General features: G+C 68.5%; 20 protein-coding genes. 18 read left to right on the forward strand and 2 right to left on the reverse strand.

All coding sequences use genetic code 11. The features are described from left to right. Positions 1–22: 22 nt before the first annotated feature. Positions 23–1,984 carry an FAD-dependent oxidoreductase gene (locus TO66_RS13245; protein WP_044462740.1) on the reverse strand — a complete coding sequence of 654 codons (1,962 nt, stop codon included), beginning with the start codon at positions 1,982–1,984 and terminating at the stop codon, positions 23–25. A 207-nt stretch (positions 1,985–2,191) separates the two neighbouring features. Here TO66_RS13245 and TO66_RS13250 point away from each other — a divergent pair, with 207 nt between their 5' ends. From TO66_RS13250 to TO66_RS13335, 18 genes are all read left to right on the forward strand, one after another. Then, positions 2,192–3,241 carry an ABC transporter substrate-binding protein gene (locus TO66_RS13250; RefSeq protein WP_044462741.1) on the forward strand — a complete coding sequence of 350 codons (1,050 nt, stop codon included), beginning with the start codon at positions 2,192–2,194 and terminating at the stop codon, positions 3,239–3,241. 100 nt (positions 3,242–3,341) lie between these two features. Next, a complete protein-coding gene (locus tag TO66_RS13255; RefSeq protein ID WP_044462742.1) occupies positions 3,342–3,989 on the forward strand; it encodes a TetR family transcriptional regulator C-terminal domain-containing protein in 648 nt (215 codons plus the stop codon). 80 nt (positions 3,990–4,069) lie between these two features. Beyond that, on the forward strand, positions 4,070–4,786 hold the full coding sequence (locus TO66_RS13260; protein ID WP_044462743.1) for a response regulator: 717 nt from the start codon (positions 4,070–4,072) through the stop codon (positions 4,784–4,786). 29 nt (positions 4,787–4,815) lie between these two features. Then, positions 4,816–5,565, forward strand: coding sequence for an ABC transporter substrate-binding protein (locus TO66_RS13265; protein WP_044466020.1), 750 nt, complete (start codon positions 4,816–4,818; stop codon positions 5,563–5,565). Further along, positions 5,562–7,817 carry a hybrid sensor histidine kinase/response regulator gene (locus tag TO66_RS13270; protein WP_044462744.1) on the forward strand — a complete coding sequence of 752 codons (2,256 nt, stop codon included), beginning with the start codon at positions 5,562–5,564 and terminating at the stop codon, positions 7,815–7,817. The genes TO66_RS13265 and TO66_RS13270 overlap by 4 nt, the downstream gene beginning before the upstream one ends. Before the next feature lie 209 nt (positions 7,818–8,026). Beyond that, positions 8,027–9,436 carry an amino acid permease gene (locus TO66_RS13275; protein ID WP_044462745.1) on the forward strand — a complete coding sequence of 470 codons (1,410 nt, stop codon included), beginning with the start codon at positions 8,027–8,029 and terminating at the stop codon, positions 9,434–9,436. Between the two features lie 1,279 nt (positions 9,437–10,715). Continuing rightward, positions 10,716–11,507, forward strand: a complete 792-nt coding sequence (locus TO66_RS13280) for an enoyl-CoA hydratase/isomerase family protein (protein WP_044462746.1) — start codon at positions 10,716–10,718, stop codon at positions 11,505–11,507. A gap of 35 nt (positions 11,508–11,542) precedes the next feature. Continuing rightward, entirely contained in the window at positions 11,543–12,703 is a 1,161-nt protein-coding gene (locus TO66_RS13285; RefSeq protein WP_044462747.1) for an acyl-CoA dehydrogenase family protein, read from the forward strand. A 16-nt stretch (positions 12,704–12,719) separates the two neighbouring features. Then, positions 12,720–14,819, forward strand: a complete 2,100-nt coding sequence (locus tag TO66_RS13290; protein WP_044462748.1) for an acetate--CoA ligase family protein — start codon at positions 12,720–12,722, stop codon at positions 14,817–14,819. 10 nt (positions 14,820–14,829) lie between these two features. Then, entirely contained in the window at positions 14,830–16,437 is a 1,608-nt protein-coding gene (locus TO66_RS13295; RefSeq protein ID WP_044462749.1) for a 5-guanidino-2-oxopentanoate decarboxylase, read from the forward strand. 27 nt (positions 16,438–16,464) lie between these two features. Continuing rightward, positions 16,465–17,655: a pyridoxal phosphate-dependent aminotransferase gene (locus tag TO66_RS13300; RefSeq protein WP_044462750.1), complete on the forward strand. Its 1,191-nt coding sequence runs from the start codon at positions 16,465–16,467 to the stop codon at positions 17,653–17,655. After that, positions 17,648–19,063, forward strand: a complete 1,416-nt coding sequence (locus tag TO66_RS13305) for an aldehyde dehydrogenase family protein (protein ID WP_044462751.1) — start codon at positions 17,648–17,650, stop codon at positions 19,061–19,063. The genes TO66_RS13300 and TO66_RS13305 overlap by 8 nt, the downstream gene beginning before the upstream one ends. Before the next feature lie 41 nt (positions 19,064–19,104). Further along, positions 19,105–19,806 (forward strand): NAD(P)H-dependent oxidoreductase, encoded by a 702-nt coding sequence (locus TO66_RS13310; RefSeq protein ID WP_044462752.1) that lies wholly within the window; start codon positions 19,105–19,107, stop codon positions 19,804–19,806. 87 nt (positions 19,807–19,893) lie between these two features. After that, positions 19,894–20,466 (forward strand): helix-turn-helix transcriptional regulator, encoded by a 573-nt coding sequence (locus tag TO66_RS13315; RefSeq protein ID WP_044462753.1) that lies wholly within the window; start codon positions 19,894–19,896, stop codon positions 20,464–20,466. Between the two features lie 125 nt (positions 20,467–20,591). Next, complete coding sequence (locus TO66_RS13320) at positions 20,592–21,176, forward strand: HD domain-containing protein (RefSeq protein WP_044462754.1); 585 nt, start codon at positions 20,592–20,594, stop codon at positions 21,174–21,176. Positions 21,177–21,220: 44 nt separating this feature from the next. After that, positions 21,221–21,733 (forward strand): GNAT family N-acetyltransferase, encoded by a 513-nt coding sequence (locus TO66_RS13325; RefSeq protein WP_044462755.1) that lies wholly within the window; start codon positions 21,221–21,223, stop codon positions 21,731–21,733. 175 nt (positions 21,734–21,908) lie between these two features. Beyond that, entirely contained in the window at positions 21,909–22,898 is a 990-nt protein-coding gene (locus TO66_RS13330) for a hypothetical protein (RefSeq protein ID WP_044462756.1), read from the forward strand. Then, positions 22,895–23,935: a membrane protein gene (locus TO66_RS13335; RefSeq protein ID WP_044462757.1), complete on the forward strand. Its 1,041-nt coding sequence runs from the start codon at positions 22,895–22,897 to the stop codon at positions 23,933–23,935. The genes TO66_RS13330 and TO66_RS13335 overlap by 4 nt, the downstream gene beginning before the upstream one ends. Before the next feature lie 51 nt (positions 23,936–23,986). On the opposite strand, the gene TO66_RS13340 is transcribed toward TO66_RS13335, so the two are convergent. Beyond that, the gene (locus tag TO66_RS13340) at positions 23,987–24,340 is read right to left on the reverse strand and encodes a hypothetical protein (RefSeq protein ID WP_044462758.1); all 354 of its coding nucleotides are present in this window, start codon (positions 24,338–24,340) and stop codon (positions 23,987–23,989) included. Positions 24,341–24,550: the final 210 nt, after the last annotated feature.

The raw sequence follows: 24,550 nt of genomic DNA on the forward strand, positions 1-24,550 counted from the left end.
AGGCCCCGGAGTATAAACAGGCTCAAAGCTGCCACGCGACTTTCAAGCCTTCATAAATCGCTTCCTCGGCGGTGCGCGGCGCCAGGCAATCGCCGATGCGGTGGAATTCCACCTGGCCCTGCAGCTCGGCGCCGAGGCTGTCCAGCGGCTGGTGGCCCTGGCAGAGCACCAGGGTGTCGACGTCTTCCAGCAGCATCGGTTCGCCGCTGGCGGTGTGTTGCAGGTACACGGTGTTGTCGTCGCAGCCGTACAACCGGGCGTAAGGGGTGATGGCGATGCCCAGCTTGTGCAGCTCGCCGGCCAACTGGTCGCGCACGTAGAGCGGCAGGTTTTCCCCGCAGTGGGTGCCGTTGACCGCCAGCCGCACCTGATGCCCGGCGCGGGTCAGTTGTTCGGCGATGCCGGGGCCGATCCAGTCGCAGCGCCAGTCGACCACCACCACCGAACGCCCCGGCTTCACCTCGCCGCGCAGCACCTGCCAGGCGTCCACCACCTGCAACTCGCCGCCGCGCTCGAAGGGCGGCCAATAGGGTTGCGCGCCGGTGGCGACGATCACCACGTCGGGGCATTCGCGCTGCACCAGGGCGAGGTCGACCCGGGTGTTGCGCACCACGCGCACGCCAGCGCGTTCCATTTCCCGCTGCAGGTTGGTGCTGGCGCCGCCGAATTCGCTGCGCCGCGGCAGCAGTTGCGCGAGCAGGACCTGGCCGCCGAGCTGCGCGCCGGCTTCGTAGAGGGTCACCCGATGCCCGCGCTGCGCCGCCACCGCCGCGGCTTTCATCCCGGCCGGGCCGCCGCCGGCGACCATCACCCGGCGCGGCTTCAGGCTTGGCTGGAGGGCACCGAACACCAGCTCGCGGCCGGTTTCCGGGTGCTGGATGCAGGAAATCGGCAGGCCCTTGTGGAAGTGCCCGATGCACGCCTGGTTGCAGGCGATGCAGGCGCGCACATCCTCGGCGTGGCCGGCCTCGGTCTTGTTCGGCATCTGCGGGTCGCAGATCAGCGCGCGGGTCATGCCGCAGACGTCGGCCTGGCCACGGGCGAGGATCAGCTCGGCTTCCTGGGGCTGGTTGATCCGCCCGGTGACGAACAGCGGGATGTCCAGGCGCGCCTTGAAGGTCGCCGCTTCCCGGGCCAGGTAGGCCGGCTCGATCGCCATCGGCGGCACGATGTGCACCGCGCCACCGAGGGAGGCGGACGTCCCCGCGACGATATGCACGTAGTCCAGCCCGGCCTGCAGCGCCTGCACCGCGGCCAGGGATTCGTCCTCGGTCAGGCCTTCGGGGTCGCGCTCGTCGGCGCTGATGCGCAAGCCGACGATGAACTGCGCGTCGGTGCTGGCGCGGATCGCCGCGATCACTTCGCGGACAAAGCGCAGGCGCTGCTCCAGGTCGCCGTTGTAGCCGTCGTCGCGGCGGTTGACCCGCGGGTTGAGGAACTGCGCCGGCAGGTAGCCATGGCTGGCGACCACTTCCACGCCGTCCAGCCCGGCCTGGTGCAGGCGGCGGGCGGCGGCCGCGTAGCCGGCGACTATTTCGTCGATCATCGCCTGGTCCAGGGCGCGGGGCATGACCCGGAAGCGCTCGTTGGGCACCGCCGACGCCGAGTAGGCCACCGCCAGCAGGCCATCGCTGGACTCCATGATCTCCCGCCCGGGGTGAAACAGCTGCGACAGCACCAGCGTGCCGTGGGCGTGGCAGGCCTGTGCCAGGCGCCGGTAGCCGTCGATGCAGGCGTCGTCGGTGGCCATCAGCACGTGCGAGGTGTAGCGCGCACTGTCGTGGACCCCGGCGACCTGCAGCACGATCAGGCCGGCGCCGCCTTCGGCCCGTGCCCGGTGGTAGGCGATCAGCCGTTCGTTGACCTGGTTGTCGGTGGGCATTGAGGTGTCGTGCCCGCTGGACATGATGCGGTTCTTCAGGCGTTTGCCGCGGATCTGCAGGGGCTCGAAAAGGTGGGCGAAGGCAGGGCTTGGGGTCGACATGCAGGTACTCCAGCGGGCCGGAGCCGAAGGGTTCGGCGTTATTGTTTTGCGCTATAAAAATTTACCCTTAGTAAAAAATCAACTTGTTTTTTTACTTGGCCTTGCAGTAGCTTCGATCCGCGCCCCCCATGCGGGGCGAACCTCATAACAATAAAAAAGGGCCGCCCCGGCACCTCGCCCGAGCGGCACCGCGACGAGGAATCCCTGATGAAATCCAAAATGCTCAAGCACGCTGCCTGCGCCTTGTCACTGTCCCTGCTGACCAGTCTCGGCAGCGCCCGGGCGGCGCCGGACATGGTGGTGGTCGGTTACGGCGGCGCCGGGCAGAAGGCCCAGGACGTGGCGTTCTTCCAGCCTTTCAGCGCCAGCGATGGCAGTCGGTTGATCCAGAGCGAGTACAACGGCGAGATGGCGCGGATCAAGGTCATGGTCGACACCGGCAGCGTCGACTGGGACCTGGTGCAGATCGAAGGCCCGGACCTGATGCGCGGCTGCGACGAAGGCCTGTACGAGCGCCTGGACTGGCAGGCGCTGGGTGGCAGCGCGCAACTGATCACCGATGCCGCGCAAGCGTGCGGCTCGGCCGCCCTGGTGTGGAGCGTGGCCATTGCCTACGACACCGACAAGCTGGCCCCGGGGCCGGCGTCCTGGGCGGACTTCTGGGACGTGAAGCGCTTTCCCGGCAAGCGCGGCCTGCGCAAGCGCGCGGTGTACAACCTGGAGTTCGCCTTGCTGGCGGACGGGGTGCCGGTGGACCAGGTGTACGCCCAACTCGCCACGCCCCAGGGGGTCGACCGCGCCTTCGCCAAGCTCGATCAGCTCAAGCCCTACATCCAATGGTGGGAGGCCGGGGCGCAGCCGGCCCAGTGGCTGGCCGCCGGCGATGTGACGATGACCTCCACCTACAGCGGCCGTGTCGCCCAGGCGGCCCAGGCCGGCAGCCACCTGGCGCTGGTCTGGCCGGGCAGCCTGTACGGCATGGATTACTGGGCGATCATCAAGGGCTCCCGGCATGCCGGGCAGGCCAAGCGCTTCATCGCCTTCGCCAACCGGCCCGAGGCGCAGGTCAAGTACGTCGAGCAGATTCCCTACGGGCCGACCAATACCGAGGCCGCGGCCCGGCTCGACCCGCGCCTGGCGCAATGGGTGCCCACCGCCCCGCAGAACCTGGCGGGTGCGCTGGCGATGGACGTGGCGTTCTGGGTCGACCACGGCGAGGAGCTGGAGGAGCGCTTCAACGCCTGGGCCAGCCGATAGGCACCGGCGCTGGCGGTGATCGCCGCTGGAGGCGCCGGACGCTGTTGCTGTACAGTCGTTCAGCGCCGCCCCCCATCGATTGCCCCGAGGAGATTGCCCCATGAACCAGGAAGCGCGTTTTTCCCGAATGGAACCGGAACTGCGCAAGGCCAACCTGATCGAGTCGACCCTGACCTGCCTCAAGCGCCACGGTTTCCAGGGCGCGTCGATCCGGCGGATCTGCGCCGAGGCCGGGGTTTCGGTGGGGCTGATCAGCCACCACTATTCGGGCAAGGACGAACTGGTGGCCGAGGCCTACCTGGCGGTCACCGGGCGGGTCATGAGCCTGTTGCGCGAAGCCATGGCGCAGGCGGCGCCGAATGCCCGCCAGCGGCTGTCGGCGTTCTTTCACGCCTCGTTCAGCGCCGAGCTGCTCGACCCGCAACTGCTCGACGCCTGGCTGGCCTTCTGGGGCGCGGTGAAGACCGCGGAGGCGATCAACCAGGCCCACGAACATTCCTATGGCGAATACCGCAACGAACTGAGCCGGGTATTGGGCGAGCTGGCCGCCGAGGAGGGCTGGGAAGATTTCGACGCCGACCTCGCCGCCATCAGCCTCAGCGCCTTGCTCGACGGCCTGTGGCTGGAGTCGGGGCTCAACCCCGGGACCTTCACCCCGGGCCAGGGCATCCTGATCTGCGAGGCCTGGGTCGACGGCCTGCAGGCCGGCGCCCGCCAGCGTTTCCGGCGCCAGACAGAGGGCTGTTGATCGATCGTTCAGTAGTGGCTAACCTCAGGGCGCCGATGCGGTAGAACACCCACAATAAGAAACATCCAGGACAACCATCGATGACTCCTCGGGTATTGATCGTCGACGACGATCCGCTGATTCGCGAACTGTTGCAGGCCTATCTCTCCCAGGAAGGTTACGAGGTGCACTGCGCCGAAACGGCGGAGCTGGCCGAAACCTTCCTCGCGGCCCATGTGGTCGATCTGGTGATGCTGGATATCCGCCTGCCGGGCAAGGACGGCCTGACCCTGACCCGCGAGCTGCGGGTGCGCTCGGAAGTGGGGATCATCCTCATCACCGGGCGCAACGACGATATCGATCGTATCGTCGGCCTGGAATGCGGCGCCGACGACTACGTGATCAAACCCCTCAACCCGCGCGAGCTGGTGTCCCGGGCGAAGAACCTGGTGCGCCGGGTGCGCCATGCCCGGGCCGAGCAAGCGCCAGCCGCGGTCGCGCGCCCGGTCAAGCGGTTCGCCGCCTGGTCCCTGGACACCGACCGCCGTCGCCTGATCGACCAGGCGGGCGGCGAGACCCTGCTGACCCACGGCGAGTACCAACTGCTCAGCGTGTTCCTGCGCAACACCGGCCATACGCTGAGCCGCGACCAGCTGATGGACCAGATCCGCAACCGCGAATGGGTGCCCAACGACCGCTCCATCGACGTGCTGGTCGGCCGTCTGCGGCGCAAGCTGCACGACGACCCGGCCGAGCCGCAGTTGATCATCACCATCCACGGCGCCGGCTACCTGTTTACCGCCAGCGTGGCGGCGTGAACGCCCCGGGGCGCTGGCTGGCGGCGCTGATGCTGCTGGTGGCGGGCACGGGGTCGGCGGCCGAGCGCATCCGCTATTGCGACTATCCGGTATACCCGCCGATTTCCTGGAGCGACGGCCGGCAGGTGCGCGGCCTGGCGCCGACCGTGGTCAAGCGCCTGTTCGGCCAGTTGGGCTACGAGGTGGAGATCGTCGTGCTGGGCAACTGGCAGCGCTGCCTGCTGGATGCCGCCGAAGGACGGGTCGACGTGGTCCTGGCCTACCGCACCGAGGAGCGCGAGCAGAGCATGCGTTTTTCCAGCGTGCCGGTACTGCGCGAGGAAGTCGCGCTGTTCGTCAACCGCCGGCACCCGGTGCGTTTCGAGCGCCTCGACGACCTCGCCGGTTACCGCGGCGGGCTGCTGTTCGGGGAAAGCTACGGGCCGGAGTTCGACCGTTTCGTCGCCCGCCACCACAACATCGAATGGGTCTCCGACAGCCGGCAGAATTTCGGCAAGCTGGTCCGCGGGCGCATCGACTTCATCACCCACGAGCGGCGCACCGGGCAACTGTTCGTCGAACGCCTGCCGGGGGCCGCGGACATCGTCGCCTTGCCCCGGGCGCTGAGCGTCGATTACCTGCGGGTCGCGGTGTCGCGCCGCTCGGCGCTGGCCGCGCGCATGGCGGACATCGACGCGCAATTGCAGCGCCTGGCCGACGCCGGGGACATCGAACGCTGGCTGGACGAAAGCGAGGCGACCTACCGCGACATGCTCAACCTGCCGGCGGACGCGCGATGATCGGCGCGCGCCCCGGTGGCCTGCTGCGCCGCCTGCTGCTGTTCATCTTCCTGTTCAGCCTGTGTTTCACCGTGCTCGCCAGTAGCGTGCAGCTGTACTTCGAATACCGCCGGGAAATGCGCGAGATCGACGCGCGCATGGCGCTGATCCGCGACGGTTACCTGGCCAGCCTGGAGCGCAGCCTGTGGGACCTGAACCAGGAACAGCTGAACGTGCAGCTGCGCGGCCTGGTGGACTTCTCCGACGTGGCCCGGGTGCGCCTGAGCAGCCCGGATTTCGACCTGCTGCAAGGCACTGCCGAGCCGCTCGGGCCGCTGCGCGTGGAGCGCTTCGAGCTGGATTACCAGCCGCCCAGCGGTGGCCCGCGGCACCTGGGGCAACTGGAAGTCAGCACCGACCTGGGCGCGGTGCACCGGCGGCTGTACGCCACCGGGCTGACCAGCCTGTTGTGGATGAGCGTGTTTCTCTGCGGCCTGGCGGTGGCGCTGTCGGGGCTGTTCTACCGGCTGGTGACCCGTCACCTGCAAGTGATGGCCGAGTTCGCCCGGCGCATCGCCGCGGGCCAGTGGGACGAACCGCTGCACCTGGACAAGCGCGGCGGCGCGGACGAAATCGACACCGTGGCGCATGCCCTGGACGACATGCGCCGGGCGATCCTCAGCGACATCCATCGCCGCGAAGCCGACCGCCTGGCCTTGCAGGACAAGCGCGACGAACTGCAGAAACGGGTCGAGCGGCGCACCGCCAGCCTGATGCGCGCCAAGGACGAGGCCGAAGCGGCCAACCTGGCCAAGTCGCGCTTCCTCGCCACCATGAGCCACGAGCTGCGCACGCCGCTCAACGGCATTCTCGGCATGGCCGAGCTGCTGCGCGGCGCGCGCCTCGACGAGCGCGACGGTAAACGTCTCGAAGCCTTGTACAAGGCGGGCGAGGGCCTGCTGACGATTCTCAACGAGGTGCTGTATTTCGCCCGGCTGGAGGAGGGCGAAAGCCATCCGGAGGCGGTGGATTTCTCCGTGGCGCAACTGATCGACGAAGTGCTCACGCTGCTCGAGCCCAATGCGCTGGCCAATGGCACCCAGGTGCAGCGCCAGCTCGATCCACGGCTCGCCGGGCGGCTGCACGGCGCCGAGCAGTTCCTGCGCCAGGTGCTGAGCAATCTGCTGGCCAACGCCATCAAGTTCACCCGCGCCGGGCAGATCCGCGTCGCGGTCGAGGTATTGCCGGGCAGTGCCTGGGCGGGTGGCCAGCGCTTGCGCCTGAGCGTGACCGACAACGGCATCGGCATCGCCCCGGCGATGCAGGAAAAGATCTTCGAGCGCTTCGTCCAGGCCAGCGAGGACGTGGCCCAGCGTTATGGCGGCACCGGGCTGGGGCTGGCCATCAGCAAGCATCTGGTGGAGTTGCTCGACGGGCGCATCGGCGTCGACAGCGAGGTCGGGCGCGGCAGCTGTTTCTGGTTCGAGCTGGACTTGTCGGCCGCCCAGGGCAGCGCTGCCGAAGTGCAGGCCGAGGGCCCGGCGGGGGGCCTGGATATCCTGGTGGTCGAGGATGTGGCGCTGAACCGCGAGGTCGCCAGCGGCCTGCTGGAAAGCGACGGGCATCGGGTCTGGCTGGCGGAAGAGGGCGAACAGGCCCTGGCGTTCTGCCGCCGCCAGCGTTTCGACCTGATGCTGCTGGATGTGCACCTGCCGGGCATCAGCGGCGTCGAGCTGTGCCAGCGCATCCGGGCCGGCGACGGGCCCAATCGCGACTGCCGGATCTTCGCCCTGACCGCCAGTGTGCAGCCGGCGCTGGTACGCAGTTACCTGGATGCCGGCATGCAAGGCATCCTCGCCAAGCCGCTGAAACTGCAAAACCTGCGCCAGGCCCTGGCCGGGCAGGCGCCGGTGAGGGAAGCGGTCCGGGACGACGCCAGCCTCGACTGGCCATTGCTGGAAACCCACCGCGCGCTGCTCGGGACACAGAAGCTCAACGGCCTGCTGGCGGTACTGCGCGACGCCGTGGCCCAGCAGCGCCCGGCGCTTGCACAGGCCATGGCGGCCGACGACTGTACCGAGGTCGCGCACCTGGCCCACCGCCTGGCCGGCAGCAGCGCGTCCCTCGGGCTGTGCGCCCTGGCCGAGGGGCTGCGAACGCTGGAGCGCGCGGCGCTGGCCAACGACGAACCGGCGGTGCGGGCCATGGCCGAGGCGGTGGACGCGCAGTTGCAGCAGGCGCAACGGACCCTGGCCCGGCTGCTGGACGCCTGACGTACAAAATCCTTACGACTTTTTACATCTTCGATCTTTCGGTTCAACGCGAACTTACATGGCTTTCCAATAATCGCTGCAACCGCGCCGGACGCGGTCTTCGAAGCTTATTGGAGATAATAATAATGAATGGCCGTAAAGCTGACCTTTCCCCGCGCCATGACGTCCTGTCATCCGCCGCGCACCTCACCGACCGCTGAGGTGCCGACATGAGCGAATCTATCGAACGCAAAGGCATCCACCTGACCCGGGCCCTCAAGAGCCGGCACATTTTCATGCTGTCGCTGGGCGGGGTGATCGGCACCGGGCTGTTCATGGGCTCGGGGGTGATCATCAACCAGGGCGGCCCGCTCGGGGCGATCCTGGCTTACCTGGTGGCGGGGTTCCTGATGTACCTGGTGATGGTCTGCCTGGGCGAGCTGTCGGTGCAGATGCCGGTGTCGGGCTCGTTCCAGACCCACGCCACCCGGTTCATCGGCCCGGCCACCGGCTTCATGATCGGCTGGGTGTACTGGATGAGCTGGGCCACCACCGTGGGCCTGGAGTTCACCGCGGCCGGGATGCTGATGGAACGCTGGTTCCCGGGCGTGCCGATCTGGTACTGGTCGGCGCTGTTCGTGGTGGTGCTGTTCGGCATCAACGCCCTGGCTACCCGGGCCTTCGGTGAGGCGGAATACTGGTTTTCCGGGATCAAGGTGGCGGCGATCCTGGGCTTCATCGTGGTCGGCGTGCTGGTGATCTTCGGCGCGATCCCGCTCACCAGCGGCGCGCCGGCGCCGATGTTCGGCAACCTGGTTGGCGATGCGCTGTTCCCCAACGGCCTGTCGGCGGTGTTCGCGGTGATGATGACCGTGGTTTACGCCTTCCAGGGCTGCGAGATCATGGGCGTGGCGGCGGGGGAGACCGACCAGCCGGAGAAGAGCATCCCGCGCGCGGTGCGCAACGTGGTGTTCCGAGTGCTGATTTTCTATGTGCTGGCGATCGTGGTGCTGTCGGCCATCGTGCCCTGGCAGCAGGCCGGGTTGATGGAGAGCCCGTTCGTCCAGGTGTTCGACATGGTCGGCATTCCCTATGCCGCCGACCTGATGAATTTCGTGATCCTCACCGCGATTCTCTCGGTCGGCAACTCGGGCCTCTATGCCTCGACCCGCATCCTCTGGGCCATGTCCAAGACCGGCATGGCGCCCCAGGGCCTGTCGCCGCTGAGCAAGCGCGGCGTGCCGTTGCGGGCCCTGGGCATCACCCTGTGCTTCGCGCTGATCTCGCTGATGACCAGCTTCGTCGCCGCCGACACCCTGTTCATGGTGCTGATGGCCGTGAGCGGCATGTCCGGCACCGTGACCTGGATCGTCATCGCCCTGGCGCAGTACAAGTTCCGCCGCGCCTACCTGCGCGACGGCGGCAGGCTCGAAGACCTGAAGTACCGCGCGCCGTGGTTCCCGGTCCTGCCGCTGCTGTGCATTGCCCTGTGCTGCTCGCTGTTCGTGTTCCTGGCCATGGATGAGACCCAGCGCCCGTCGCTGTACTGGGGCTTCGGCTTCATTGCGATCTGCTACGGCGCCTACTACCTGGTGCAGCGCAAACGGGCGCTGCCGCTGGCACCGAGCGTACCGGTGTAGGCCGGGCAACCCACACACAACGCGACAGGCGACTGTCGCGTTTTTTTTCGTGGGTACCCGTAGCCGCTGCCGAGCCCCAGCGAGGCAGCGATCGGCCCGCAGGGCCGCCAAACCTGGCCCCGCGCAGGATCTGGAAAACGTGGTGCCTGCCTGGCGAGTCCTGCGGCCTCGATCGCAGCCTCGCCAGGGCTCGGCAGCGGCTACAGGGGACGGGTTCCGGCAGGTGGTTTCGCGGTGTTTTTGGCATCGATGCAAATCGATTCCGCGGGCTGACGCGCTTTGTGTAGCCGCTGCCGAGCCCCAGCGAGGCTGCGATCGGCCCGCAGGGCCGCCAAACCTGCCACCGCGCAGTATCTGGAAAAAACGCGGTGCCTGCCCGGCGAGTCCTGCGGCCTCGATCGCAGCCTCGCCAGGGCTCGGCAGCGGCTACAGGGGGATGGGGTTCCGGCAGGTGGTTTCGCGGCGTTTTTGGCATCGATGCAAATCGATTCCACGGGCTGACGCGCTTTGTGTAGCCGCTGCCGAGCGCAGCGAGGCTGCGATCGGCCCGCAGGGCCGCCAAACCTGGCGCCGCGCAGGATCTGGAAAACGTGGTGCCTGCCCGGCGAGTCCTGCGGCCTCGATCGCAGCCTCGCCAGGGCTCGGCAGCGGCTACGGGGGATGGGGTTCCGGCAGGTGGTTTCGCGGCGTTTTTGCCATCGATGCAAATCGGTTCTTGCGGCTGCCATGCCTTGTGTAGCCGCTGCCGAGCCCCAGCGAGGCTGCGATCGGCCCGCAGGGCCGCCAAACCTGACGCCCGCGCAATATCTGGAAAAAACGCGGTGCCCGCCCGGCGAGTCCTGCGGCCTCGATCGCAGCCTCGCCAGGGCTCGGCAGCGGCTACGGGAGTGGGGTTCCGGCAGGTGGTTTCGCGGCGTTTTTGGCATCGATGCAGATCGGTTCTTGCGGCTGACCTGCCTTGTGTAGCCGCTGCCGAGCGTAGCGAGGCTGCGATCGGCCCGCAGGGCCGCCAAACCTGGCGCCCGCGCAATATCTGGAAAAACGCGGTGCTCTGCCTGGCGAGTCCTGCGCCCTCTGTAGCCAGTTGTACAAAGTTGTAACGCAGTCTCGGGACTCTACGCCGCTACCGAAAAATACCTTAATAAAAACAATCGGATAGCGAATTTTTTTGGCTGTTACAAGGGCCCGGTCCGTCGATTGTTTCCTTGCTGAACACTCGTTTAGTATCGCTCCCAAGTCGTCTTCACCTCACGCCAAACACAATAATTCGAGGCCTTACATGACCACTTCATCGTCACTGCTCAGCCGGGTCGAGGCAGGCGTCGCCTGGATCACCCTCAACCGCACGGCGCAGCGCAATGCGCTGGACATTCCCACCCTCAAGCAACTCCACGCCTTGCTGGACGACAGCAACGCCGACCCGGCGGTACGCGCCGTGGTGCTGACCGGCAGCGGTCGCAGTTTCTGCGCCGGCGCCGACCTTGCCGAATGGGCCGAGGCCGAGGCCCGGGGCGCCCTGGAAAGCTACGGCTGGACCGAAACCGCGCATGCCCTGATGAGCCGCCTGTACAGCCTCGACAAACCCACCATCGCCGCGATCAACGGCACCGCGGTGGGGGCCGGCATGGACCTGAGCCTGTGCTGCGACCTGCGCATCGCCGGGCAATCGGCGCGCTTCAAGGCCGGCTACACCGGCATGGCTTATTCGCCGGACGCCGGCGCCAGCTGGCACCTGCCACGCCTGATCGGCACCGAGCAGGCCAAGCGCCTGCTGTTTCTCGACGAGCTCTGGAGCGCCGAGCGCGCCCTGGCGGCGGGGCTGGTCGGCGAGGTGTGCGCCGACGAGCAACTGCTGGCGGTCGCCGGCGAGCTGGCCGCGCGCCTGGCCAGTGGCCCGACCTTCGCCTTCGCCCAGACCAAACGCCTGATGCGCGAAGGCGGCGACCGCAGCCTGCCCGAGCAACTGCGCGCCGAGCTGGCCGCCGGGCTGCTCTGCGGGCGCAGCGCCGACGGCGCCGAAGCCTTGCGCGCGGCCACGGAAAAACGCCTGCCGAATTTCATCGGCCGCTAACCCCGACCCCACTAAAAAAAACCACAGGTAGCGCCATGAATTTCCAGCTGACCCAGGAACAAGAAATGCTGGTGGACGCGGTTCGCAGCTTCGTCGCCAAGGAACTGTTGCCCCATGAAGACGCGGTGGACCGCGCCGACGAAGTCGCGCCGGAACTGGCCGCGCAGATTCGCGGCAAGGCCATCGCCGCCGGTTTCTACGCCTTCAACATGCCCGAGGAAGTCGGCGGCGGTGGCCTCGACTACCTGTCCCAGGCGCTGATCGAACGCGAACTGGCGAAGTGCTCGTGGGCCCTGCATGTGTTCGTCGCGCGGCCCTCGAAAATCCTCATGGCCTGCACCGGCCAGCAGATCGACGACTACCTGCTGCCCTGCATCCAGGGCGAGAAGATCGACTGCTTCGCCCTCACCGAGCCGGGCGCCGGTTCCGACGCCAATGCGATCAAGACCCGTGCGGTACGCGACGGCGGCGACTTCGTGCTCAATGGCGGCAAGCACTTCATCAGCCATGCCGGGCACGCCGATTTCGCCATCGTCTTCGCGGTGACCGACACCTATCAGCACAACGGTCGCCCACGCAACGCCGTGACCGCCTTCCTGGTGGACCGCGACACCCCGGGCCTGACCATCCGCCGCGGGCCCAAGTGCGTGAGCAACCGCGGTTACCACACCTTCGAGATGTTCTTCGACGACTGCCGCGTGCCAGCGTCCAAGGTGCTCGGCGAGGTCGGCAAGGGCTGGGAAGTGGCCAACGCCTGGCTCACCGCCGGGCGGGTGATGGTCGCCGCTAACTGCGTTGGCCAGGCCCAGCGGGCGCTAGACCTGTCGCTGCAATGGGCGGCGGACCGCCGGCAGTTCGGCCAGCCCATCGGCAGTTATCAGGGCGTGTCGTTCAAGCTGGCCGACATGGCCACGCAGATCCGCGCCGCCGAACTGCTGACCCTGCACACCGCCTGGAAAATGGACCAGGGCAGCATGACCGACGGCGAAGCCGGCATGGCCAAGCTGTTCGCCAGCGAAGTGCTGGGGCGGGTGGCCGACGAAGCGGTGCAGATTTTCGGCGGCATGGGCCTGATGGACGAAGGGCCGGTGGAGCGCATCTGGCGCAACGCGCGGATCGAGCGGATCTGGGAAGGCACCTCGGAGATCCAGCGCCACATCATTTCCCGTGAACTGCTGCGCCCATTGCTGCGTTGAGCGGCCGGAGAACGCCATGTCCCAGACTCTTCGCGACAATCTCAAGCGCCTGCTCGCGCCGCGCCACCTGGCTTTCGTCGGCGGCCGCGGCATGGCCCGGGCCCTGCGGCGCTGTGCCGAGGGCGGCTATTGCGGCCCGATGTGGCTGGTCAACCCGCAGCACGACAGCCTGGAAGGCGTGCCGTGCGTGCGTAGCGTGGCCGAGCTGCCCTGTGGCCCGGACGCGGTATTCGTCGCCACCAACCGCGAGCTGACCCTGGCCTGCGTCGCCGAACTGGCGGCCAAGGGCGCGGGCGGGGCGATCTGCTACGCCTCGGGGTTCGCCGAGACCGGCGCCGAAGGCCAGGCCCTGCAACAACGGTTGCTGGCGGCGGCCGGCGACATGGCCTTGCTCGGCCCCAACTGCTACGGCCTGCTCGACTACCTGCACCGCTCGGCGCTATGGCCGGTGGCCCACGGCGGCCAGCCGGTGGAGCGGGGCGTGGCGGTGCTGACCCAGAGCGGCAACTTCGCCTACAACCTGTCGATGAGCGATCGCTCGCTGCCGGTGGCCTACATGGCTTCGGTGGGCAACCAGGCGCAACTGGGCATCGCCGAACTGATGGACGTGCTGCTCGACGAGCCGCGGGTCACCGCCATCGGCCTGCACCTGGAGGGCCTGAAGAACGTCCCCGGGTTTGCCCGGGCGGCCTACAAGGCGCTGCAGCGGGGAATTCCGATCGTGGCGCTGAAAACCGGGGTGTCGCAGATCGGTGCCGAACTGGCCCTGAGCCACACCAGTTCGCTGTCCGGTTCCGATGCGCTGTACGACAGCCTGTTCGCCAGGCTCGGGGTGATCCGCGTCAGCGGCCCGGTGAGCTTTGTCGAGACCCTCAAGGCCGCGGCCTGCGGCCGGCTGCCCGGCGGCAACAGCCTGGTGGCGCTGGCCTGCTCCGGCGGCGACGCCGGGTTGATCGCCGACTACGCCGAGCGCAACGACTTGCGCTTGCCCGGGCTCGATGCCGGCCAGCGCGACGAGCTGGCCACGGTCCTGCCGACCTACGCCAACCTGGTCAATCCGCTGGATTTCACCACGGCGATCTGGGGCGACGCCCAGGCATTGGAACGCATGCTCGACAGCGCCCTGCGCAGCCCGGCGGATGCGGCGATGCTGGTGCTCGATTACCCGGCCGAATTCACGGGCGAGCGCCCGGAGTGCGACCTGCTGCTGGAGCTGTATTGCGCGGCGCTGGTGCGCCATGGCAAAGGCGGTTTCGTCACCTCGGCCTTTCCCGAGCTGTTGCCGCGCGCTGCCCGCGAACGCCTGCATGCCCAGGGCGTGGCAGCGTTGCAGGGGGTGGAGGAAGGGCTGGCGGCGTGGGGGCGGATCGCCGGCTATTCGCAGCGTCGCCAGGCGCTGCTGGACCTTGGCGAAGCGGCCCTGGTGCCGCTGTGCCCGCCGGCCTTGCCGGGCCGCGGGCGGTTGCTCGACGAGTGGCAATCGAAACAGGCCCTGCAGGCTTTCGGCCTGACGGTGCCCAAGGGCGTGCAGAGCACGCCGGACGAGGCGCTGGCGGCCGCCGAGGCGCTGGGCTACCCGCTGGTGCTCAAGGCCCTCAGCGCGCAACTGCCGCACAAGACCGAAGCCGGCGCCGTGGCGCTCGACCTGCGGGACACCGCGGCCGTCGACGCGGCCCTGGGGCAGATGCGCGCGCGCCTCGCCGCCCTGGCGCCGCCGGTGGCGTTCGACCGGGTGCTGCTGGAACCCATGGCCAGCGCGCCGCTGGCCGAGCTGATCGTCGGCATCAAGCGTGAGAGCGATTTCGCCCTGGCGCTGGTGATCGGCGCCGGCGGGGTGCTGGTGGAATTGCTCAAGGACAGCCGCTGCCTGCTGCTGCCGACCACCCCCGGGGCGATTCGCGCCGCCGTGCTGGAACTGCGCAGCGCGCCGTTGTTGCAAGGCTTTCGCGGGCGCGCCGCGGCGGACCTCGATGCCCTGGTGGCGGCCATCGGCGCGGTGGCGGACTACGCCTGCGAGAACGCCGGGCAACTGCTCGAACTGGATGTGAACCCACTGTTGGTCGGTGCCCACGGCACCGTCGCGGTCGATGCGTTGATACGCCTCGGCCACGCTTGAGGAGAGGACCATGCACGACACTACCTTGACCGGCGGCCAGGCCCTGGTGCGCCTGCTCGCCAACTATGGCGTCGATACCGTGTTCGGCATTCCCGGCGTGCACACGCTGGAGCTGTACCGCGGCCTGCCCGGCAGCGGCATCCGCCATGTCCTGGCCCGGCATGAGCAGGGCGCGGGTTTCATGGCCGACGGTTACGCCCGGACCAGTGGCAAGCCGGGGGTGTGCTTTGTCATCACCGGCCCCGGGGTGACCAACGCCGCCACCGCCATCGGCCAGGCCTATGCCGACTCGATCCCGCTGCTGGTGATTTCCAGCGTCAACCACACGGCCAGCCTGGGCAAGGGCTGGGGCTGCCTGCACGAGACCCAGGACCAGCGCGCGATGACCGCGCCGATCACCGCGTTCTCGGCGCTGGCCCTGAGCACCGAGGACCTGCCCGAGCTGATTGCCCGGGCCTACGCGGTGTTCGACAGCGAGCGCCCGCGGCCGGTGCACATCTCGGTGCCGCTGGACGTGCTGGCCGCGCCCGTGGCCCGCGACTGGAGCCATGACGTGGTACGGCGGCCGGGCCGCGGCCTGCCCGCCGCCGAGGGGCTGGATCGGGCGGCGGCCCGGTTGTACGGGGCGAAACGGCCGATGATCATCGCCGGTGGCGGGGCACTGGGCGCGGCGCAGGAGCTGCACGCGCTCAGCACCCGGCTGGCCGCGCCGTTTTTCAGCAGCGTCGCCGGCAAGGGCCTGCTGGCGCCGGAGGCGCCGCTGAATGCCGGGGCGACCCTGTGCGTCGAACCGGGCTGGCAACTGATCGGCGAGGCCGATGTGGTGCTGGCGGTGGGCACCGAGATGGCCGACACCGACTTCTGGCGCGAACGCCTGCCGCTCAACGCCGAGCTGCTGCGGGTGGACATCGACCCGCGCAAGTTCAACGACTTCTACCCCTGCGCCGTGGCCCTGCAGGGCGATGCGCGCCAGACCCTCGCGGCCTTGCTGCAACGCTTGCCGGCAACACCGCGCGACGCCAGTGCGGCCAGCGCCGCGGTGGCGCGCCTGCGGGCGGCGGTGCGCGACACCCTGGGCCCGTTGCAGTCGCTGCACCGGGCGATCCTCGAACGGGTGGCCGTCGAGTTGCCGTCGCAGGCCTTTATCAGCAGCGACATGACCCAGCTGGCCTACACCGGCAATTACCTGTACCCCAGCCGCGCCAGCCGCAGCTGGTTGCACCCCACGGGCTACGGCACCCTGGGCTATGGCCTGCCGGCGGGGATCGGCGCCACGTTCGGCGCGCCCGGGCGGCCGGGCCTGGTGCTGGTCGGCGACGGCGGGTTCCTCTACACCGCCCAGGAGCTGGCGACCGCCGTCGAGGAACTGGACAGCCCGCTGGTGGTGCTGTTGTGGAACAACGACGCACTGGGGCAGATCCGCGACGACATGCTCGACCTGAACATCGAGCCCATCGGCGTACTGCCGCGCAACCCGGATTTCGCCGCCCTGGGCCGCGCCTTCGGTTGCACCGTGGCGCAGCCGCGCAGCCTCGACGAACTGCAAGCCGAGTTGCGCCAGGGCTTCGCTCGCGACGGCGTGACCCTGATCGAACTCAAGCACGCCTGTGCCCGCTGACCCACCCATTTGCGAGGAATGACTGCCATGCGTTTTTCCGATCTGACCCAACGAATCGCCGGCGACGGCGCCGCTGCCTGGGACATCCACTACCGGGCCCTGGCGCGTCAGGAGCAGGGCGAAGACATCCTGCTGCTGTCGGTCGGCGATCCGGATTTCGACACCCCGGTGCCGATCGTCCAGGCGGCGATCGACAGCCTGCTGTCCGGCCATACCCATTACAGCGAAGTGCGCGGCAAGCGCGCGCTGCGCGAGAGCATCGCCCGGCGCCACGGCCAGCGCAGCGGCCAGGCGGTGAGCGCCGACCAGGTAACGGTGCTGGCTGGCGCCCAGTGCGCGTTGTTCAGCGTCGCCCAGTGCGTGCTCAACCCGGGCGACGAGGTGATAGTCGCCGAACCGATGTACGTCACCTACGAGGCGGTGTTCGGCGCCTGTGGCGCGGTGGTGGTGCCGGTGCCGGTACGTTCGCAGAACGGCTTCCGGGTCCTGCCGGCGGACGTTGCCGCGCGCATCACCCCGCGCACCCGCGCCCTGGCCCTGAACAGCCCGCACAACCCCTCGGGCGCCAGCCTGCCGCGCGCCACCTGGCAGGCCCTGGCCGAGCTGTGCATCGCCCATGATCTGTGGCTGATTTCCGACGAGGTCTACAGCGAGCTGCTGTTCGAGGGCGAGCACGTCAGCCCGGCCAGCCTGCCGGGCATGGCCGAGCGCACGGCGACCCTCAACAGCCTGTCGAAGTCCCATGCCATGACCGGCTGGCGGGTGGGCTGGGTAGTGGCGCCGCCGGCGCTGGCGGCGCACCTGGAAAACCTGGCGCTGTGCATGCTCTACGGCTCGCCGGACTTTATCCAGGACGCCGCGGTGGTGGCGCTGGACAGCGGCCTGCCGGAACTGGCGGCGATGCGCGAGGCGTATCGCCAGCGCCGCGACCTGGTCTGCGAGTGCCTGGCCGATTGCCCCGGCGTGCGGGCGCTGAAGCCCGATGGCGGGATGTTCGTGATGGTCGATATCCGCCAGACCGGGCTCAGTGCCCAGGCTTTCGCCGACCGCCTGCTGGAGCGCCATGGCGTCTCGGTGCTGGCCGGCGAAGCCTTTGGCCCGAGCGCGGCCGGGCACATCCGCCTGGGCCTGGTACTGGGCGCGGCGCCACTGCGCGAGGCCTGCCTGCGCATCGCCCGTTGCGCCCGCGAACTGCTGGAGGCGCCAGCCCATGCATGACTACCCGCGATTGTTTATCGACGGCGCCTGGCGCCAGCCTTCGGGGCAGGGCGTGGCCGAGGTCTTCAACCCGGCCACCGAGGCCGTGGTCGGCCGGGTGCCGCTGGGCGACGAGCGCGATGTCGAGCGCGCCGTGGCCGCCGCGCGGCGGGCCTTCGACGGCTGGTCGCGGACCCCCTCCAGCGTGCGCGCCGGCTATATCCGCGCGTTGGTGGAGCAGTTGCGCCAGGGGGCCGACGAGATGGCCGCGCTGATCACCGCCGAGCTCGGCATGCCGGTGCAGTGGTGCCGCGCGGTGCAGGTCGACGGGCCCATCGTCGGCCTGGAACAGTACGTCGTACTCACCGCGCTGATGGACGAGGTGCGCGAGGTCGGCAACTCCCTGGTGGTCCGCGAGCCGGTGGGCGTCTGTGCCTTCATCAACCCCTGGAACTACCCCTTGCACCAGCTGCTCGGCAAACTCGCGCCGGCCCTGGCGGCGGGGTGCACGGTGGTGGTCAAGCCGAGCCAGGAAACCCCGCTACATGCCTTCCTGCTGGCCCGGATGATCGAGGCCACGGGCCTGCCGGCCGGGGTGTTCAACCTGGTCAGCGGGCCGGGGGCGAAGGTCGGCGAAGCGCTGGCCCGGCACCCGGACGTGGACCTGCTGTCGTTCACCGGCTCCACCGGCGCCGGGGTGCGCGTGGCCCAGGCCGCCGCGCCTTCGGTGAAGCGGGTGTGCCTGGAGCTGGGCGGCAAGTCGCCGCTGCTGATCGGCGAGGACGCCGACCTGGCCGCGGCGGTGCGCTATGGCGTGCAGGACGTGATGATCAACTCTGGCCAGACCTGCACCGCGCTGACCCGCATGCTGCTGCCGGCCCGGCGCTATGCCGAGGCGCTGGAACTGGCGGTGGAAGAAACGCGCCGCCTGGTGCTGGGCGACCCGCTGGACCCGCGCAGTTTCCTCGGGCCGATGTGCTCGGCGGCCCAGCGCCGCACCGTGCAGGACTACCTGCGCCTGGGCCGGGAGGAGGGCGCGCGGCTGTTGTGTGGCGACGAGCCGTTGGACGGTTTCGCGCGTGGCCATTACCTGCGGCCGGCGCTGTTCGCCGACGTCGACAATCGCATGCGCATCGCCCAGGAAGAAATCTTCGGCCCGGTGCTGTGCCTGATTCCCTATGCCGACGAGGCCCAGGCCGTGGCCCTGGCCAACGATTCGCCGTTCGGCCTGTCCAGCGCTGTCTGGGCGGCGGACGCCGGGCGCGCCCTGGGGCTGGCTCGACAACTGCGCGCCGGGCAGTGTTTCATCAACGGCGCGGCGTTCAATTACCAGGCGCCCTTCGGTGGCTACAAGCAGTCCGGCAACGGTCGCGAATGGGGCGAGGAAGGCCTGGCCGAATTTGTCGAGATCAAGGCGATCCAGTGCTGAGGCACCCCCAAACTCTTGCAATCTGTTCAAGGAACCCCTTCATGAATGTACTGATCGTCCACGCGCACCCCGAGCCGCAATCCTTCACCGCCGCCCTGCGCGACCAGGCGCGGGCGACCCTCGAGGCCCAGGGCCACCAGGTGCAGGTCAGCGACCTGTACGCGATGCAGTGGAACCCGGTGGCCAGCGCCGCGGACTTTTCCTCGCGGGAGAACCCCGACTACCTGGTGTATGCCCTGGAGCAGCGCCTGGGGGTGAAAAGCCAGTCGATCGCCGCGGACATCCGGCAGGAGCTGGACAAGCTGTTGTGGGCCGACCTGCTGATCCTGAATTTCCCGATCTTCTGGTTTTCCGCGCCGGCGATGCTCAAGGGCTGGATCGACCGGGTGCTGGTGTCCGGGGTGTGCTACGGCGGCAAGCGGTTCTACGACCAGGGCGGCCTGGCCGGCAAGAAGGCGCTGGTCAGCGTGACCCTGGGCGGGCGCGAGCACATGTTCGGCGAAGGCGCGATCCATGGCCCGCTCGAAGACATGCTGCGGCCGATCCTGCGCGGCACCCTGGCCTATGTCGGTTTCGAGGTGCTGCAACCCTTCGTCGCCTGGCATGTGCCGTACATCAGCGAGCAGGCCCGGGGCGAGTTCCTGGAGCGTTACCGCCAGCGCCTGGAAGGGCTGGACGCCGAGCGGCCGCTGGTGTTTCCGCGCCTGGCGCAGTTCGACGAGGCGCTGTACCCGCTGGCGTGAGTGCCCGGCAGCCGGTCGCCCGGGTTTGCCGGGAGGGCCGGGCAGCTGCCAGACTGGCGCTCCTGTCACCTCCCGCGGAGCGCTTGCATGGCTGCCTCTTTCCCGCCGTCGCCGTTGCTGTCGACCACTCACCTGGGCGTCGCGCTCAGGCGCTGGCGCCTGTTGCACCGGGTCAAGCAGGAGCATGCGGCGCAGTTGTTCAAGGTCGCCCAGTCGACCATTTCCCGTTGGGAAAACGGCGTGCAGGCCATGGAGCCGCCGGAGCAGGCGCGGCTCGAACAATTACTGGCGGCCCGCCTGCACGCGGCGGCCGACCAGGCCCTGGCGCGGCTGGTCAACGACAACCCGCGGCCCGTGCATTTGGTGTGCGACCTGACCCACCGCCTGCTGGCTTGTTCGCCGGCGCGGGCGGCGCAGTTCTCGGTGCCGCTCGGCGAGCTGCTGGGCGAATCGCTGTGGCGCTTTTGCACGGCCGAGATCGTCCGCCAGGAGGCGGCGCTGGACGATCTGGGCTGGCGCAGCCTGCTGGCGCCGCCTTCCCTGGAGTTCGTCAGCGGGGCCAACGATTGCGCCATCGTGCCGATCCATCAGAGCCTCTGCCGCTGGACCCGCCTGACCCTGTCCGACGGCACGGCGGCGCGCCTGGTGGAAACCCTCTGACGAGTTCCCGGGCCCGGTGCGCATATTTTATCCGTGGACCCGCGGCAAGCCGCTGCCTAACCTTGTGCCTTCGATGATCGCCGGCCGCGCTGTGGCGCCGGCGCCCGACAGCAGGAAACCGCGTGATGACTGACGAAACCCTCAACGGCAAACTGGCGTTCCTGCGCGAAGCGGAACGGCTCAAGGACGTGCTGCGCAGCGCCCACACCTCCGGCGGCCGCCAGGAAAGCACCGCCGAACACAGTTGGCGCCTGTGCCTGATGGTGCTGGTTTTCGAGCAGGAACTGGCCGGCCTGGACCTGCTGAAACTGCTCAAGCTGTGTGTGATCCATGATCTGGGCGAGGCGATCCACGGCGATATCCCGGCGGTGAGCCAGGCGGCCCATCCGCACAAGAGCGAGCAGGAACGCGCCGACCTGTTGCAGTTGACCCGTAGCCTGCCGCCCTCGCTGCGCGCGAGCTTGCTCGGCTTGTGGGAAGAATATGAAGCCGCCGCTACGCCAGAGGCGCAGGCGGTCAAGGCGCTGGACAAGCTGGAGACCCTGCTGCAACACAATCAGGGGCGCAACCCGGACGATTTCGACTACGGCTTCAACCTGGGTTACGGTCGCCGCTACACCAGCGCCACGCCGCTGTTCCAGGCGCTGCGCGAACGGGTCGACGAAGACACCCGGCAGCGCCTGCGGCAGCAGGCATCGAACCAAGCCTGAAGCCCGCAGCGGCTGAACCTTTTCATCGTTTGCAACGAGGCCACATGACTGTACGGATTCGACCTGAACATCCTGGCGACATCGCCGCCATCGAAGCCCTGACCCGCGAAGCCTTCCTCACCGAGGCGCATTCGAGCCATACCGAGCAGTACATCGTCAACGCCCTGCGCGACGCGGGCGTGCTCAGCCTGTCGTGGGTCGCCGAGCGCGACGGCGCGGTGATCGGCCATGCGTCCCTGTCGCCGGTGACCCTGAGCCAGGGCGAACCCGGCTGGTACGGCCTGGCGCCGGTCTCGGTGCTGCCGGCGTATCAGGGGCAGGGCGTCGGCTCGGCGCTGGTCCGCCAGTTGCTGGCGCAGCTCCAGGCCCAGGGCGCGGCCGGCTGCGTGGTGCTGGGCGACCCCGGCTATTACGGTCGTTTCGGCTTCCTTGCCCACGCCGGGCTGACGCTGCCGGGCGTGCCGGCGGAGTACTTCCAGGCGTTGTCGTTCGGCGCTGCCGTGCCCCGGGGCGAGGTGAGCTTCCATCCGGCGTTCGCGGCCCAGGCTCCCGATTGAGCCGGGGCGCGATAGCGCTTGCAGGCAAACAGGGCCGCCCTCGGGGCGGCCTTTTCATGCTCGGGCTGTGTCGCGCTATCGCAGTGTGGCGTCTTGGCAGTTGCAGGCTCGGCTATGCTGCACAGTCGACGGCCGGTCCACGGCCGATGTCCCCACCTTGAGCATCAAGAGCGCCATGAGAACCTCCACCCAGCAGATGTTGCTCCGCGAAATCGCCGACTGGCGCCACCGCGGCCTGATCGATGCCGAGTCGCAGCAGCGGCTTGGCGCCTTGTACGAACGCCCCGAACACCGCTTGTCCACGGTGCTGCAATGGCTGGGGATCGGCGCCGTATTGCTGATCGGCATGGCGGTGCTGGGCGGGCTGGGCCTGCTGGCCGGATCGGTGCTGGTGGGCGCCGTGCTGTTCTTTGCCGCCGGGGCCGGGCTGTGGCTGCTCGGCGCCAGGCTGGCCCGCGATCCGGCGCGGCGCATGCCGGTCACCGGGGTGGCGATCCTCACCATCGGCCTGATCCTGATGGGCGCCAGCCTGTTGCTCGGCAGCGCCGACAGCGAGTCCGGCGAGTTCGGCAACGTGCCGCTGGCCTTGCTGGCCACCGCGGCGCTGAGCATCGCCACCGCCTACGGCTATCGCCTGCGCTGGCCGTTGCTGCTGGGCTTGCTGTGCCTGTTCCATGGCCTGGGCTCGTGGGAGCGGTATGGCGGCTCCGGCAGCTACTACTTCGATATCCAGGACCCGCGGTCGATGGCCGTGATCGCCGCGCTGACCGCGGCCCTGGGGCTGTGGCACCAGCAGGCCGAGGACGGTGCCTTGCGCCGCTTCAGCGGTTTCGGGCGGCTGTACGTGATCTTCGGGCTGCTGTATTTCAACTGCTCGCTGTGGTTCCTCAGCCTGGAGGATCCCTACCACCAGACCCTGACCTGGACCCTGTTGTTCACCCTCGGCGCCATCGCCCAACTGGTGATCGGCGCACGCTTCAAGCATCCCGGCTTCACCGGCTTCGGCGTGGTGTTCCTGGGCATCGACCTGTACACGCGCTTTTACGAATACGCCTGGGAACACCTGAGCGCCGCGCTGTTCTTCGCCGTGGCCGGGGCGGTCGGGATGCTCCTGGGCTGGTTGTTCGAACGCACCGCGCTGCGCGCCGGGGAGGCTGGCCAATGAGCCCGGATCGACGCAATCGCCAGGTGCGCAACGCCCTGGACCAATGGCTACGCGACGGCTTGATCGACACCCCGGCCCACGCGCGGCTCGCCGCGCTGTACCCGCTCGGTCGCTGGGACTGGCGGTCCCTGGGGCGCTGGTTCCTGACCTTCGGCGCCATCAGCCTGGCGGCGGGGTTGCTGATTTTCCTGCATGAGCACCTGACGTTCACCTTGCCGAAACTGGCGGCCGGCCTCGGCGTGCTGATGGTCGGGTTGTTTGGCGCCGGACGCTGGTCGCTGGGCAAGCGATTGGCGCTGCTCGGCGCGGCCCTGGAGCTGCTCGGCGGCTTTGCCCTGATCGGCCTGAGCCTGGTGCTGGGGATGATCTACTCCGACGGCTCGGGCAACTGGCCGGCGCTGCTGCTCGTCGACCTGCTGCTCCTGCTGGCGCTCAGCTACCTGTTGCACAACGCCTTGCTGCTGACCTTGTGCAGCGTGTTGTTCTTCATCTGGTTCGGCGGGCGCAGCGGTTATGAGTCGGGCTGGGGCGCCTACTGGTTCGGCATGAACTATCCGCTGCGGTTTCTCGGGGCGGCGCTGGCCATGGCCCTGTTCGGCTTTGTGCACCTGTGGGGCGAGGCGCTGTGGCTGTCCCGTTATCGCGGTTTCGCCAAGGTGTGGATTTCCGCTGGCCTGTTCATGGCGCAGATGTCGTTGTGGTTGCTGTCGCTGTTCGGCAGCTACGACCTGATCGACGGCCCCTGGCACCTGGCCGAGGCCGGCGAGCTGGTGTTGTTCAACGGCCTGTGGGCGGCTTTCAGCCTGGGCCTGCTGGCGCTGGGCATCCGCCTGCGGTTTTCCATGCTGGTGGGCTACGGCGCGACCTTCTTCATCATCCAGCTGTACACGCTGTTCTTCACCCAGCTGGCCGAGACGCTGGGCTGGTTCGTCAGCCTGCTGCTCGCGGGCGGCAGCCTGCTGGGGCTGGTGGTCTGGCTGGAAGGGCAGCGGCAGAAACGCCGCGGTGCGGCGGCGCAGGCCGGGCAATCCGCGTAGCGGGCGGGTGGCCCATGCCCTGGGTGCCAGGGCATGGGCAGGCGACGGTCGTCAGGCCGTCAGGCGTTTTTCGATATCCCGATAGGTTTCGCTGTCGGTGGCGGCCAGCAGTTTGCGGCCGTCCTTGAAGGTGGCGATGAAGGTCACCTCGGTTTCCTTGCCGGCCATCAGGTAGCCGGCAATGGCACCCACCGGGCCGAGCAGCATGGCGCCGGCGATGCCGTAGCCGATGGCGTCCCTGTTGGTGATGCTGTCCTGTGTCGCGATTTCCAGGCGCTTGAAGGCCGAGGTCTTGACCTCGACCCCGGGGGAAGGGTTGGTCGCGGTGGCCAACCGGAAGACTCCCTGACGGTACTCACCATTCCCTTGTAGAAAATCACCAGCCAATACGTTGATCGTTGCCATGTTGAATATCCTTGTTCAAGCATTGCGGAACTGACCATACAGCGCTGCCCGGCACCCTCCGTCAATGAGGGGGCGATGAAGGGCGTTACCGCTGATCGGGGATGTTGCGATTCACAGCTTCGGCCTGGAGTGTAGCCCCGGGATTGATCCAGGTCAGTGCGCTGGTCGGCCTGTGCTACCGCTCGTCCGGTCGGCCAGGCGCGGCTTGTG

This window comes from Pseudomonas sp. MRSN 12121, from assembly GCF_000931465.1.
GTDB lineage: Bacteria > Pseudomonadota > Gammaproteobacteria > Pseudomonadales > Pseudomonadaceae > Aquipseudomonas.

What these genes read in the sequence shown, in the direction of transcription:
- TO66_RS13330 (WP_044462756.1), top strand. Translation starts at nt 21,909, where the DNA reads ATGAGAACCTCCACCCAGCAGATGTTGCTCCGCGAAATCGCCGACTGG.
- TO66_RS13285 (WP_044462747.1), top strand. Translation starts at nt 11,543, where the DNA reads ATGAATTTCCAGCTGACCCAGGAACAAGAAATGCTGGTGGACGCGGTT.
- TO66_RS13255 (WP_044462742.1), top strand. Translation starts at nt 3,342, where the DNA reads ATGAACCAGGAAGCGCGTTTTTCCCGAATGGAACCGGAACTGCGCAAG.
- TO66_RS13270 (WP_044462744.1), top strand. Translation starts at nt 5,562, where the DNA reads ATGATCGGCGCGCGCCCCGGTGGCCTGCTGCGCCGCCTGCTGCTGTTC.
- TO66_RS13260 (WP_044462743.1), top strand. Translation starts at nt 4,070, where the DNA reads ATGACTCCTCGGGTATTGATCGTCGACGACGATCCGCTGATTCGCGAA.
- TO66_RS13305 (WP_044462751.1), top strand. Translation starts at nt 17,648, where the DNA reads ATGCATGACTACCCGCGATTGTTTATCGACGGCGCCTGGCGCCAGCCT.
- TO66_RS13245 (WP_044462740.1), bottom strand. Translation starts at nt 1,984, where the DNA reads ATGTCGACCCCAAGCCCTGCCTTCGCCCACCTTTTCGAGCCCCTGCAG.
- TO66_RS13290 (WP_044462748.1), top strand. Translation starts at nt 12,720, where the DNA reads ATGTCCCAGACTCTTCGCGACAATCTCAAGCGCCTGCTCGCGCCGCGC.
- TO66_RS13295 (WP_044462749.1), top strand. Translation starts at nt 14,830, where the DNA reads ATGCACGACACTACCTTGACCGGCGGCCAGGCCCTGGTGCGCCTGCTC.
- TO66_RS13325 (WP_044462755.1), top strand. Translation starts at nt 21,221, where the DNA reads ATGACTGTACGGATTCGACCTGAACATCCTGGCGACATCGCCGCCATC.
- TO66_RS13300 (WP_044462750.1), top strand. Translation starts at nt 16,465, where the DNA reads ATGCGTTTTTCCGATCTGACCCAACGAATCGCCGGCGACGGCGCCGCT.
- TO66_RS13335 (WP_044462757.1), top strand. Translation starts at nt 22,895, where the DNA reads ATGAGCCCGGATCGACGCAATCGCCAGGTGCGCAACGCCCTGGACCAA.
- TO66_RS13310 (WP_044462752.1), top strand. Translation starts at nt 19,105, where the DNA reads ATGAATGTACTGATCGTCCACGCGCACCCCGAGCCGCAATCCTTCACC.
- TO66_RS13265 (WP_044466020.1), top strand. Translation starts at nt 4,816, where the DNA reads ATGCTGCTGGTGGCGGGCACGGGGTCGGCGGCCGAGCGCATCCGCTAT.
- TO66_RS13250 (WP_044462741.1), top strand. Translation starts at nt 2,192, where the DNA reads ATGAAATCCAAAATGCTCAAGCACGCTGCCTGCGCCTTGTCACTGTCC.
- TO66_RS13275 (WP_044462745.1), top strand. Translation starts at nt 8,027, where the DNA reads ATGAGCGAATCTATCGAACGCAAAGGCATCCACCTGACCCGGGCCCTC.
- TO66_RS13320 (WP_044462754.1), top strand. Translation starts at nt 20,592, where the DNA reads ATGACTGACGAAACCCTCAACGGCAAACTGGCGTTCCTGCGCGAAGCG.
- TO66_RS13315 (WP_044462753.1), top strand. Translation starts at nt 19,894, where the DNA reads ATGGCTGCCTCTTTCCCGCCGTCGCCGTTGCTGTCGACCACTCACCTG.
- TO66_RS13280 (WP_044462746.1), top strand. Translation starts at nt 10,716, where the DNA reads ATGACCACTTCATCGTCACTGCTCAGCCGGGTCGAGGCAGGCGTCGCC.
- TO66_RS13340 (WP_044462758.1), bottom strand. Translation starts at nt 24,340, where the DNA reads ATGGCAACGATCAACGTATTGGCTGGTGATTTTCTACAAGGGAATGGT.